The following is a 12,438-nucleotide window of genomic DNA, read 5'->3' as shown; positions in this document are numbered from 1 at the left end:
GCCCGTCCGCACTTCCCGAACAAGAACCGCGTGCACTCCGTCCGGCGATGGCTGAGCCGGACTCATGGCAACATCATTGTAAACGCGTAGTTACGGACGTGGCCCGGACTATGCTTTTGGGGGCGACACCACGACGGCGGGCGCCCCCTTCGCGCGCCCGCACACCGCGCGGTCGGGCGGTGGAGCACCACACCTGACTTCGGGAGAGAGCCGATGGACGCCACGACGGCGACCGGCACCGACGTGGAAGGCGTGAGCGTACTCTGCGAGTTCAACGCGTGCGAGCGGGTGCTCACCCCCGAGGCGCTCGACTTCGTGGCGAAGCTCCACCGCCGCTTCAACCCGCGGCGCGTGGAACTCCTCCGCGCGCGCGAAGAGCGGCAGCTGCGCATCGACAACGGCGAGCTCCCCGCCTTCCTCGCCGAGACCGAGCACGTCCGCCGCGACGACTGGCGCGTGGGCCCCACCCCGCCCGACCTGGAGCAGCGCTGGGTGGAGATCACCGGCCCCGTCGAGGCCAAGATGATGATCAACGCGCTCAACTCGGGCGCCAGCTGCTTCATGGCCGACTTCGAGGACGCGCTCTCGCCCACCTGGCGCAACGTGGTCGAGGGGCAGGACAACCTGATCAGGGCCGTCCGCCGCACCCTCGAGTTCACCAGCCCCGAGGGGAAGCAGTACCGGCTGGGCGACAAGCTGGCCGTCCTCCTCGTCCGCCCGCGCGGCTGGCACCTGGTGGAGAAGCACGTGCTGGTCGACGGCGAGCCGGTCTCCGCCTCCCTCTTCGACTTCGGGCTCTACTTCTTCCACAACGCCCGCGAGCTCGTCTCCCGCGGCAGCGGCCCCTACTTCTACCTGCCGAAGATGGAGAGCCACCTGGAGGCGCGCCTCTGGAACGACGTGTTCCTGCACGCCCAGCGGGAGCTCTCCGTGCGCCGGGGGACGATCCGCGCCACGGTGCTGATCGAGACGATCCTGGCCGCGTTCGAGATGGACGAGATCCTCTTCGAGCTGCGCGAGCACGCGGCCGGGCTCAACGCCGGGCGCTGGGACTACATCTTCAGCCTGATCAAGAAGTTCCGCGCGCGCGACGAGTGCGTGCTCCCGGACCGCGCGCAGGTCACCATGACGGTGCCGTTCATGAAGGCGTACTGCGAGCTGCTGGTGCAGACCTGCCACCGCCGCGGGGCGCACGCCATGGGCGGGATGGCCGCCTTCATCCCCAGCCGGCGGGACGCGGAGGTGAACCGGACGGCGCTGGCGAAGGTGACCGAGGACAAGGAGCGCGAGACCGCGCAGGGCTTCGACGGCACCTGGGTGGCGCACCCCGACCTGGTCTCCGTGGCGCGCGAGATCTTCGAGCGGCGGCTGGAGGGGCGGCCGAACCAGAAGGACCGCCTGCGCGAGGACGTGCGCGTGGAGGCGCGCGAGCTGATCAACTGCGGCATCCCCGGCGGCCAGGTGACCGAGGCGGGGATCCGCAACAACGTGAGCGTGGCGCTGCAGTACCTGGAGGCGTGGCTGGGCGGCAACGGCGCCGTGGGGATCAACAACCTGATGGAAGACGCCGCCACCGCCGAGATCTCGCGCGCGCAGCTCTGGCAGTGGATCCGCCACCGCACCGAGATGGCCGAGGGCGGCCCGGTGACGCCCGACCTCTACTGCCGCGTCCGCGACGACGAGCTGGCCAGGCTGCGCGAGGGCCGCGCGGACACGGCCGACCTCGAGCGCGCCAGGAAGCTGCTGGACGAGCTGGTGCAGTCTTCGGAGTTCACGCAGTTCCTCACCATCCCGGCCTACCAGCTCCTCGGCTGAAGGTTGGGGCAGACATCGACGAAGAGAGACAGGGGGAGCCGATGTGCCGGGAGAACTTTCAGGACCAGGTGAAGTCGCTGGAGATCCAGTGGCTGACCGACGGGCGGTGGAAGGGGATCAAGCGGCCGTACGGGGCCGAGGACGTGGTGCGGCTGCGCGGAAGCCTGCGCGTGGAGCACACGCTGGCGCGCTGCGGCGCCGAGCGGCTCTGGCGGCAGCTGCTGGGTGACGCCCCGGTGCGCACCTTCGGGGCGCTCACCGGCGCGCAGGCGGTGCAGATGGTGAAGGCGGGGCTCGAGGCCATCTACCTGAGCGGCTGGCAGGTGGCCGGCGACAACAACCTCTCCGGGCAGACCTACCCAGACCAGAGCCTGTACCCGTCCAACAGCGTCCCCGCCGTGGTCAGGCGGCTCAACAACGCGCTGCTGCGCGCCGACCAGATCGAGTGGGGCGAGAACGGCGACAGCCTGCGCGACTGGCTGGTGCCGATCGTGGCCGACGCCGAGGCCGGCTTCGGCGGCCCGCTGCACGCCTTCGAGCTGATGAAGGCGATGATCGAGGCGGGCGCCGCGGGCGTGCACTTCGAAGACCAGCTGGCGTCGGAGAAGAAGTGCGGCCACCTGGGCGGGAAGGTGCTGGTGCCCACCTCGCAGTTCATCCGCACCCTGGTCGGCGCGCGGCTGGCCGCCGACGTGGCCGATGTGCCCACGGTGCTGATCGCCCGCACCGACGCCGACTCGGCGAGCCTGCTCACCAGCGACGTGGACGAGCGCGACCGGGCGTTCACCACCGGCGAGCGCACGGCCGAGGGGTTCTTCCGCGTGCGCGCGGGGCTCGACGCGGCGATCGCCCGCGCCCGCGCCTACGCGCCCTACGCCGACCTGCTCTGGTGCGAGACCAGCACGCCGGACCTGGACGAGGCGCGCCGCTTCGCGGAAGGGGTGCGCGCCGAGTTCCCGGGGAAGATGCTGGCGTACAACTGCTCGCCGTCGTTCAACTGGACCAGGAACCTGGACGCGCACACCATCGCGAAGTTCCAGACCGAGCTGAACGCGATGGGCTACAAGTTCCAGTTCGTCACTCTGGCCGGGTGGCACCTGATCAACCTGCGCACCTTCGAGCTGGCGAAGGGCTACGCCGAGCAGGGGATGCCGGCGTACGTGGCGCTGCAGCAGGAGGAGTTCGCGCGCGAGGCCGACGGCTACACCGCCACCAGGCACCAGCGCGAGGTCGGCGCCGGCTACTTCGACCGCGTGCTGATGGCCGTCACCGGCGGCGAGGCCTCCACCGCCGCGCTGACCGGTTCGACGGAGCAGGCTCAGTTCGCGTAAGCGGCTGAGCCGGGAGACGAAAGCAGGAGGGCGGGTCCGCGGACCCGCCCTCCTGCTTTTCATCAGCGTTGGACCAACAAATGTCAACCCGAGGGGCGCGGTAGCGACCCGAGGGATCTACTCAACGTCCTGGTGGACGGTGATGTGAGCAGATGCTCGACGCCACCTCCGATCACCCGCTGTTCGACCAGTTCAAATCAGATCACCTCTGGTACGGTCCGTTCCACCCGCATACGCTGGAAAAAGAAAAGGCAATGCGGCCACACCAGCGCGACCGCAAAGCCTCCACACAAAGCTTACATTCCGAACGGCGAGCTGTCAACCCCGTACGTTTTCCAGGCGCGATACGATGCCGTTCGTCAACCTGTTCACTCCCGGTTGAGGTATCGGTCGAACCAGCTGACGATCGCCACGGCGGAGCGGATGCGGTTGGCGGTCTTGCGCCAGCCGTGGCCCTCGTCGGGGAAGAGGACGTACTCGACCGGGACGCCGCGCCGCTTCAGGCTCTCGACCACCTGCTCGGCCTCCACCACCGGGACGTTGGTGTCGTTGGCGCCGTGCAGCACGAGGGTCGGCGCCGTCACGCGGTCCACCCGGTGGATCGGGGAGAGGCGGCGCAGCAGGTCGGCCTCGGTACTAGGATCGCCGTACTCGACGGTGGAGATCGCCGCCATCCACGGCTCGGTGTTGGCGAAGAAGGTCTCGAAGTTCACCACGCCGTACAGGTTGGCCCCCGCCGCGAACTTCTCCGGGTAGTCCGCCAGCCCCGACATCACCATGTAGCCGCCGTAGGAGCCGCCCATGATCCCCACGCGCCTGGGGTCGGCGACCCCGGCGCGCACCAGGTGGTCCACGGTCGACTCGATGTCGCGCACGGCGTCCACCCGCAGCGCGCCGTTGTCGAGGTTCACGAAGCGCTTGCCGAAGCCGCTCGAGCCGCGGACGTTGGGCCCGAACACCGAGATCCCGCGCGCCACCAGCGCCTGGTAGTCCGAGCGGAAGATCGGGCGCTCCTGCCCCTCGGGCCCGCCGTGGAAGTTCAGCACCACCGGCCCCGGGCCCCGCGCGCCCCGCGGCCGGTACAGCCAGCCGCTGAGCGGGAGCCCGTCGTGCGCCGCGTACTCCACCAGCTCCGGCCGCGCCAGCGCGGACAGGTCCACCCCCGGGTGCGGGCTGCGCGTGGCCTGCGTGAAGCGCCGGGTCGCCAGGTCCAGCACCCAGAGGTCCGACGGCGCCGCCGGGCCCCACAGCGCCAGCACCAGCCGCCGCCCGTCGCGCGAGAACTCGGAGCCGGGGCCGGTCCGCTCGTACGGCCCGCCGACCACCTCGGCGGGGAGCGGCGGCCCGGGCTCCACGCGCCCGCTGGCGAGGTCCACGAAGGCGAGCTCGCTCCTGCCGGCCACGTTCCAGAAGAGCGCGGCGGTGCGCCCGTCCTCCGCGAGCGCGAACTCGTCCAGCTCGGCGTCGTCGCGCGCGGCCAGCACCTCGATGGGGCCGGGGCGGCCGTCCGCGCCCAGCCGCACCCGCGCGAAGGCGACCAGGTCGCGGTCCGCGTTCGAGGAGAGGTAGATGGTGGAGCCGTCGGGCGAGAAGCGGCCCACGGCGAAGCTCCCCGGCCCCTGGTGCGGCGTCAGCCGCGTCTCGCCGCCGCGCCGCAGGTCTACTAGGAACAGGTCGTCGTCGCCGCGGCTCTGCTGGCGGTACAGCACGCCGAGGGCGCCGTCGCGGCTGACGTCGGTGAGGTGCCCGACCCCGGGGTTCGCGGCCACCTTCCGCATCGTCCCCGCCGCCGCGCCGTACAGGTACGCGTCCATGCCGTCGCCGTCGCGGTTGGACGCGAGCATCAGCCGGCCGTCGCGGGTCCAGTCGATCAGCCAGTTGTTGTCCTTCCCTCCGTCTGTGATCCGCCGCACCCCCGATCCGTCCGGGCGCAGCAGGTAGACCTGCTCGTTGAGCCCGCCCCCCGGCGCCACCGCCACCGCCAGCAGCTCGCCGTCGGGTGACCACTTGACGCCGCTCACCGGGTCGTCGAACGCGGTGACCTGGTCCGGCCACCCGCCCTCCGACGCGACGGTCCACACCTGCGGCGACCCGCTCAGCCGGGTGACGAACGCGATCCGGTTTCCGTCGGGCGCGAACGACGGCGAGATGGCGGCACCCACGGCGGCCAGTGCCCGCACGGCCTCCGTGAGCGCGTCCTCGTCGCAGTTCTGGCAGCGGAGCGAGTCGTTGGACATGAGTGGGCGGAAAGCAGGATGATGAATTCCCCGAACCGAGCCGACGCGTCGGAAGGGTGGGTCGTCCGCGACGCAAAAGTGGCCGGAGAGAACGTAGTGCCGCCAGCCGTGCGAGCGCAACGACCCGGACAAAACAGTCGCCCGCTGGGCCGTCGTCCCCGGCGGGTGCAGAACAGCCACCGCGAGTCGCGGCGCCGCTCAGTGCCGCGCGAAGAACTCGCCGAGGAGCTCGCTGGCGTCCACGTCGCGGCTGACGGGGCCGAGCGCGGCGGGAAGGGTGCCCGGGGCGGCGCCGGGCCAGGTGTGGCCGCCGCCGACCACTTGGTAGAGCACCACCTCGCCGCTCGCCGGGCAGCCCGGGAAGGTGGTGCGGGTCACCGTCGTGCCGTCGGCCTGCGTGTCGGGAAGGACCGTCGGTGTCCCCACGCCCGTGCAGCCGTTGCGCGCCAGCCAGAACTCGATGGTCGCGTCGAGCGAGAGCGAGGTGAGCCCGCCCGCCGTGAGCCCGCCCGGCGGGAACACGGCGTCCGCGGTGCCGTGAATGAAGAGCGCCGGCACGCGCCGCGTGGACGTGCAGTCGTTTGCGGTGGGCTCCAGCATCGTGGCGGCGACGCTGGCGAAGGCGGCCACCCGGTCCGCCATCGCGCAGGCCAGGTGGTGCGCCAGCAGCGCGCCCTGCGAGTACCCGGCCACGTAGACGCGCGAGGTGCCGGCCCCCGCCTCCGCCCCGATCTCGTCGATCAGGGCGCGCACGAAACGGACGTCGTCCACTCCCTCCAGCTCGGCCGCCGTACACCCGCCGCACCCCAGCTCCCAGTCCCCCGTCGCGGCCCTGGGGTAGGCGGCGATGAAGCCGCGCTCGTCGGCCACCGCGTTGAAGCGGGTGATGGCCTGGATCCCCTGCGCGGTGCCCGGCACGGCGTGGAAGACGAGCACGACCGGCAGCCGCGCGGAGCGAGTCCACCCCGGCGGCACGTGCAACTCGTAGGTGCGGTCGCGCCCGCCCGAACTGAGGGTACGGACGTAGTCGCCGGGGGCGTCGATCGGCGGGTCGGCGTCGGTCACGCTCCCGCCGCAGCCCGCGGCGGCGAGCCCCAGGAGCAGCGCCGCGAGGGATCGTCTTCTGCCGGGCATCGGTTGCCTGCTGGATCGGGTGGGGTGATCTCGGTGCCGGTGCGGGAACGTCCTCCCGTCCGCGCTTCTGACACTCTCCCGCATCCTCCGTGCACGACCTCTTCACGCCGCGTGGCGACCATCACCCGGCGTGCAATGTGGTGATCATCCATCGTCAGCAATGAACGGTTTACATCGTAGACGCATCTTCCGGTCTTCTCCTGCGGTCTCGCTACCAGCTTCCTTTCACTTCGTGCACTTTCGCGCATTCCCCCGATTTCAAGAACGAAGTAAACAGGGTGCACGGGTCGACGCGCAATAAGTAAACGGAGTGCACGGCACCTTTCCCGTGGCATGCAGCTTCCGCTCTCGCGCAAGTCCAGCAGTGGCAAGGAAATTGGAATTTATACGATGTTTACAGCTCTCTTACCTTGTTTCGGTTTGTTTTCGGTATTACTGTTGCACAGCGAGAGATTCATTGCAGCCACCGTGCGTCCAGAGAGCGTTACCCGGAGGACACCGTGAGCGCAGCCGCAGACCTGATCAGGCTCCGCTCCGAGCTGGAGAAGCGGTTCGGGAGCGCGATCCGCCCCCTGCCGGGCGAGGCCCCGGAGCGCGCGCGCCCCGGCTTCCGGACGGGGGTGCGCGCGCTCGACCAGCTCCTCCCCGGGGGCGTGCCCCGGCGCGCCGTCACCCTGTGGACCGGCGAGGCCACCTCGGGGCGCACGGCCGCCGTGCGCGCGCTGGTGGAGGCCGCCTGCCGCGAGGCGCTGGTGGCGCTGGTGGACGCCACCTGCACCCTGGACCCCGCCGCCTGGTGCGGCCCCGACGGGCACTCCGCGCCGGGGCTGTGGGTGGCGCGCCCGCCGGGCCCCGGGCACGCGGGCGAGGGCGCCTGGGTGGCCGAGCAGCTCCTGCGCACGGGCGCCTTCGGCCTGGTGGTGCTGGACGGCCCCGCCCCCGACGCCACCGAGCTGCACCGGCTGCGCGCCCTGGCCCGCGAGACCGACGCCGCGCTCCTGGTCTCCACCGCCGGGGCGGCCCCCGGGTGGCGCGCCGACGCGCGGCTGGAGTTCCGCCGCGAGGCCGAAGCGGGCGCGGGGCTCGGCACCGGCGCCCGCTTCCGGCGGCGCTCGGGGGTGCGCCTGGCCAAGGGGTCGGGCGCGCGCGCGGGAGAACGAGAGGTCGAGCTTGTCCACGAACCGACGCATCGCCTGCATCCGCCTGCCTTCGCCCCCGACCGGCGCGCCGCGTCCTGGACCTGAGGCGCAGGTCGTGCTCGCCGGGGCGCTGCTCCGGGCCGCGCCGCGGGTGACCCCCGTGCGCGGCCACCCGCGCGCGCTCTGGGCCGACGCCGGGGGGATGGAGCGCCGTGGCGGCGACGCGGCCGTGGCCCGCGCGCTGCTGGACGCCGCCGCCGAGGCCGGCTTCCCCGACGCGAAGGTGGGGATCGCCGGCAGCTGCATCGCCGCGGCGGCGGCCACGCGCGAGCGCGGCACCCACTCGCGCGTCGTCCCCCCGGGCGCCGACGCGCGCTACCTGCGCCGGCGCTCGCTGGCGCTGGTGCCCATGCCGGCGGACCTGCGCGAGACGCTCGAGCTGCTGGGGCTGAAGACGTGCGGAGACCTGGCCGCGCTCTCCCCGGCCGACGTGGAGCTGCGCTTCGGGCCGGCGGGGGTGGCGGCGTGGCGGCTGGCGCGCGCCGAGGACGGCCGCTGGCCCTTCCCCCCCGCCGATCCCGGCGCCGTGGCCGCCGAGGCCGAGTTCGAGCCGCCGATCGCCGGCGCCGAGCCGCTGCGCTTCGTCCTCCCCGGCCTGATCGCCTCCGTCTGCGCCCAGCTCGGCCGCCGCCAGCGCATCCCCGCGCGGCTCCGCCTGGTGCTGCGCGCCGAGACCGCCGAGGGCGTGGTGGACGACGCACGCGAGGTGCGCCCCGCGCGCCCCACGGCCGAGGAGCGCGTGCTGGCCGACCTCTGCCGCCGCGCGGTGGAGGAACGCCAGCCGGCCGGGCCCGTGGCCGGGGTGCGGCTGGAGCTGGCCGAGGACGGTGTTCCCCGCGCCGACCAGCTCGACGCCTTCCAGGCCCCCGCGCCCGACCCCGGCGCGCTCCACGCCGCGCTGCTCCCCGTCTTCGCGCGCTGGGGCGAGGGGGCGCTCTCCGGGGCCGTCCGCCACGGGGCACACCTCCCCGCCGAGCACGCCGCCTGGGACGCGCGGGGGAGCGCCGGCATCGCCCCCTTCACCCGCGCGCACCCCCCGGCGCCGGAGCCGCAGGAGGAGGGGCCGGAGCTCGGGCGCGGGGTCCTCTCCCTGTGCCTGCGCCGCCTCCCCGAGCCCCGCCCGGTGCGCGTCCGCGAGGGCGCCGGGCGCCGCCCGCTGGGGGTCGACTTCCAAGCCGCGTCAACGGACGCACTTGGGGGCGAGCCCGGGAGTTTTCCACCGAGGCTGTGGAAAACTATCGCCGAGGGCCCGGAGCGGGTCTCGGGCGCCTGGTGGGCCGGCGGCACCGCCCGCGAGTACTGGCGAATCGAGTCTCCCGACGGGTGGCTCGGGCTCCTCTACCGTGACGCGGCGGACGGCGGCTGGTACCTGGAAGGGTGGTACGATTGAGAACGCCCCGTGACCCCGGCGCGACGGCGCAATGCACGCGCTTTGCATCTAAGTGACGATGGGGCAACGAGATTACGTAGAGCTGCACTGTCACAGCGCCTTCTCGCTGAGCGACGGCGCCAGTACGCCCGAGACGCTCGCCGCCCGCGCGGCCGAGCTCGGCTACCCCGCCCTCGCGCTCACCGACCACGACGACCTGGGCGGCGCCGTCCGTTTCGCGAAGGCGTGCGCGGAGGCCGGAATCCAGCCGGTTTTCGGGGCGGAAATCACGCTGGCGGACCGCTCTCACCTCACCCTGATTGTGGAAAACCCGCGGGGGTGGAGCAACCTCTGCGCGCTGCTCACTCAGGCGCGGATGCAGGCCCCCCGCGGCGAGCCCGGCATCTCCTTCCACGACCTCTCCGCGTACGCCGGGGGGCTGGTCGCTCTGACCGGCTGCCCCCAGGGGCGCGTCCCCCGGCTCCTGCGGGAGGAGCGCTACGCCGAGGCGCGCGAGGAGGTGGGGCGGCTCCGCGACGTCTTCGGCGACCGGCTGTACCTGGAGCTGTGGGACCACCGCACCCACGGCGAGGCGTCGCTCTCGGCCGACCTGCTGGAGCTGGCGAAGGAGACGGGGGTGCCCTGGACCGTCACCCACGACGTGCACTACGCCACGCCCGAAGCGCGCGCCGTGCACGACCTGCTGGTGTGCGTGCGCCGCCAGGTGACGCTGGAGGAGGCGCACCGCCGGGGGCTGCTGCGCCCCTCGGCCGAGTGGTGCCTGCAGCCGCCCGAAGAGATGGCGCGCCGCTGGCGGCACGCGCCCGAGGGGATCCGGCGCACCCGCGAGATCGCCGAGCGGGCGGAAGGGTTCGTCTTCGGCAAGCTGGGGCCCGTGCACCCGCACTTCCCCTCCCCCGCGCGCTGGGGAAACGCCGACGACTACCTGGACCACCTGGCCAGAACGGGGCTGCGCGAGCGGCTCCCCGGGGCCACCTACCGGCACTGGAAGCAGCTCGAGCACGAGCTCTCCACCATCCGCGCGCTCTCGCTGGCCGACCACTTCCTGGTGTGCTGGGACATCTGCCGCTTCGCACGCGAGCGGGGGATCATGTGCCAGGGGCGCGGCTCGGCGGCCAACTCCATCGTCTGCTACGCGCTCCGGGTGACGGCGGTGGACCCGGTGGCCCATTCGCTCCTCTTCGAGCGCTTCCTCTCGCTGGAGCGCCCCGAGCCGCCCGACATCGACATCGACTTCGCCGCGCTGGACGCCCGCGAGCGCGTGCTGCAGTACGTCTACGAGAAGTACGGGCGCGACCACGCCGCCATGGTCTGCACCCACGTGGAGTACCGGGGGCGCTCCGCCGTGCGCGACGCCGTGCGGGTGCTCGGCCTCCCCGTGGCGACGGGCGACTTCCTGGCCAAGCGGATCGACGGGTACACCCCGGCGCGCACCGCCGCCGAGTGGCTGGACCTGGCCGAGGGGAAGGCGCTGAAGGCGGTGGGGCTCGACCCCGCCGGGCCCACGGCGCGGGCGCTGGTGAAGCTCGTCGCCGGGCTCGACGGCCTGCCGCGCCACCGGGGGATCCACAGCGGCGGCTTCGTGATCTCCGCGCGCCCGCTCTCCTCCGTGGTCCCCATCGAGCCCGCGTCGATGCCCAACCGCACGGTGATCCAGTGGGACAAGGACGACTGCGCCGACGCGGGGCTGCCGAAGTTCGACCTGCTGGGGCTGGGGATGCTGCGCCTCCTGGGCGAGTGCCTGGAGCACGTGAAGGCGTGGCGGGGCAGGGAGGTCGACATCGGCCGCCTGCCGATGGACGACGCCGAGGTGTACCGCCAGATCCGCGCGGCCGACACGGTGGGGCTCTTCCAGATCGAGAGCCGCGCGCAGGCCAACTTCCTCCCGCGGCTGAAGCCCAGGGAGTTCTACGACATCGTGATCAGCGTGGGCGCCATCCGCCCGGGGCCGATGCTGGGCGGGCAGGTGAAGGAGATGATGGCGCGCCGCCGCGGCCAGGCGCCCACCGAGTACCCGCACCCCGACCTGGAGCCGGTGCTGGCCCGCACGCACGGGCTGGCGCTCTTCCAGGAGCAGCTGATGCGCTGCGCCATCGTGGTGAGCGGCTGCACCCCCGGCGAGGCCGACCGCCTGCGCCGGGCGATGAGCCGCAAGCGCTCCAGCGACGAGATGCACAAGGCCACCGCCGCGATCCGCGCGGGGATGGCGGCGCGCGGGGTGGCGGGCGAGGCGGCCGAGAAGGTGCTCGGGTGGCTGGAGGCGTGCGCCAGCTACACCTTCCCCGAGAGCCACGCCATCAGCTTCGCGCTGCTGGCGTACGCGAGCGCGTGGCTGCGGCACTACTACCCGGCCGAGTACCTCTGCTCGATCCTCAACGCCCAGCCGATGGGCTTCTACCCCGTCTCCACGCTGATCCACGACGCGAAGGAGCACGGCGTCGAGGTGCGGCCGATCGACCTGGCGCACAGCGCGTGGGACTGCACTTTGGAACCGAAGTGCCCAGTGCCCAGTGCCCAGGGCCCAGGAGGATCGGAGCAGTTCCCGGGCACTGGGCACTTGGAACTGGGCACTCCCCGCGGCGACCCCGCCGTGCGCATGGGCCTGCGCTACGTCCGCGGCCTGGGCGCCGTGGCGGGGGCCCGGCTCAAGGCGGAGCTGGCGAAGCGGCCGTTCACCTCCGCGTCCGACGTGGTGGCGCGCTTCGACTCCGAGGCGGGGCTGCGCGCGCTGGCGGCGGCGGGGGCGTTCCGCTCGTGGATCGCAGGGGGCCCGCGGCAGGCGCTCTGGACGGTGCTGGGCGAGCTGCGCGCGCGCCGCAGCGGCGGCCCCCTGGCCCCGGCCGAGGTGGCGCCCGAGGCGCGCATCCCCGCGCTGGTGCCCACCGAGCGCACGCTGCTGGACCACCGCGCCACCGGCTTCGACCTGGAGGGCCACCCCATGCGCCACCTGCGCGAGTGGCTGCGCGGGCTGGGGGTGAAGACGGTGGCCGAGCTGCGCGACGAGCGGCGCCGGCAGGGCGAGCCGGTGACCGCGGCGGGCGTGGTGATCGTGCGCCAGCGGCCGGGCACCGCCAAGGGCTTCGTGTTCGTGGGGCTGGAAGACGAGACGGGGCGCCTGGACGTGATCGTGAGCCCCAGGGTCTACGCCGAGCAGCGCGAGATCCTGAACGGCAGCGGCATCCTGGCCGTACGCGGGAAGCTGGGGAAGGAGGACGGCGTCACCAACCTGCGCGCCGAGACCTTCTACCAGCTCCGCCTGGACGACGCCGCCCAGGTCGTCGCCTCGCACGACTACCACTGAATTTGGATCACACAGAGAAACAGAGGAAGAG

Annotated in this window: 7 protein-coding genes; 5 read left to right on the top strand and 2 right to left on the bottom strand. The window is 72.8% G+C overall.

The genetic code is table 11. The features are described 5' to 3' along the window. Positions 1 to 213 precede the first annotated feature (213 nt). Positions 214 to 1,815: a malate synthase A gene (gene aceB, locus VF746_19060; protein ID HEX8694531.1), complete on the top strand. Its 1,602-nt coding sequence runs from the start codon at positions 214 to 216 to the stop codon at positions 1,813 to 1,815. Positions 1,816 to 1,856: 41 nt separating this feature from the next. Then, complete coding sequence (aceA, locus tag VF746_19055) at positions 1,857 to 3,146, top strand: isocitrate lyase (GenBank protein HEX8694530.1); 1,290 nt, start codon at positions 1,857 to 1,859, stop codon at positions 3,144 to 3,146. A gap of 368 nt (positions 3,147 to 3,514) precedes the next feature. On the opposite strand, the gene VF746_19050 is transcribed toward aceA, so the two are convergent. Further along, positions 3,515 to 5,383 (bottom strand): S9 family peptidase, encoded by a 1,869-nt coding sequence (locus VF746_19050; GenBank protein HEX8694529.1) that lies wholly within the window; start codon positions 5,381 to 5,383, stop codon positions 3,515 to 3,517. A gap of 198 nt (positions 5,384 to 5,581) precedes the next feature. Continuing rightward, on the bottom strand, positions 5,582 to 6,517 hold the full coding sequence (locus VF746_19045) for a PHB depolymerase family esterase (GenBank protein HEX8694528.1): 936 nt from the start codon (positions 6,515 to 6,517) through the stop codon (positions 5,582 to 5,584). Between the two features lie 500 nt (positions 6,518 to 7,017). On the opposite strand from VF746_19045, the gene VF746_19040 reads away from it, so the two are divergent. Genes VF746_19040 through VF746_19030 form a run of 3 tightly spaced genes read left to right on the top strand, consistent with a single transcriptional unit; the run spans position 7,018 to position 12,407 of the window. Beyond that, a complete protein-coding gene (locus VF746_19040; protein ID HEX8694527.1) occupies positions 7,018 to 7,761 on the top strand; it encodes a hypothetical protein in 744 nt (247 codons plus the stop codon). Next, positions 7,688 to 9,106: a hypothetical protein gene (locus VF746_19035; protein HEX8694526.1), complete on the top strand. Its 1,419-nt coding sequence runs from the start codon at positions 7,688 to 7,690 to the stop codon at positions 9,104 to 9,106. The genes VF746_19040 and VF746_19035 overlap by 74 nt, the downstream gene beginning before the upstream one ends. Before the next feature lie 58 nt (positions 9,107 to 9,164). Beyond that, on the top strand, positions 9,165 to 12,407 hold the full coding sequence (locus VF746_19030) for an error-prone DNA polymerase (GenBank protein HEX8694525.1): 3,243 nt from the start codon (positions 9,165 to 9,167) through the stop codon (positions 12,405 to 12,407). Positions 12,408 to 12,438 lie beyond the last annotated feature (31 nt).

The sequence above is a fragment of the Longimicrobium sp. genome, from assembly GCA_036389795.1.
Taxonomy (GTDB): Bacteria; Gemmatimonadota; Gemmatimonadetes; order Longimicrobiales; family Longimicrobiaceae; genus Longimicrobium.
This window is presented reverse-complemented; position numbering and strand designations above follow the sequence as displayed.

Excerpts from the sequence above, each read along its gene's own strand:
- aceA (HEX8694530.1), top strand. The coding sequence starts at position 1,857 with ATGTGCCGGGAGAACTTTCAGGACCAGGTGAAGTCGCTGGAGATCCAG.
- VF746_19050 (HEX8694529.1), bottom strand. The coding sequence starts at position 5,383 with ATGTCCAACGACTCGCTCCGCTGCCAGAACTGCGACGAGGACGCGCTC.
- aceB (HEX8694531.1), top strand. The coding sequence starts at position 214 with ATGGACGCCACGACGGCGACCGGCACCGACGTGGAAGGCGTGAGCGTA.
- VF746_19045 (HEX8694528.1), bottom strand. The coding sequence starts at position 6,517 with ATGCCCGGCAGAAGACGATCCCTCGCGGCGCTGCTCCTGGGGCTCGCC.
- VF746_19030 (HEX8694525.1), top strand. The coding sequence starts at position 9,165 with ATGGGGCAACGAGATTACGTAGAGCTGCACTGTCACAGCGCCTTCTCG.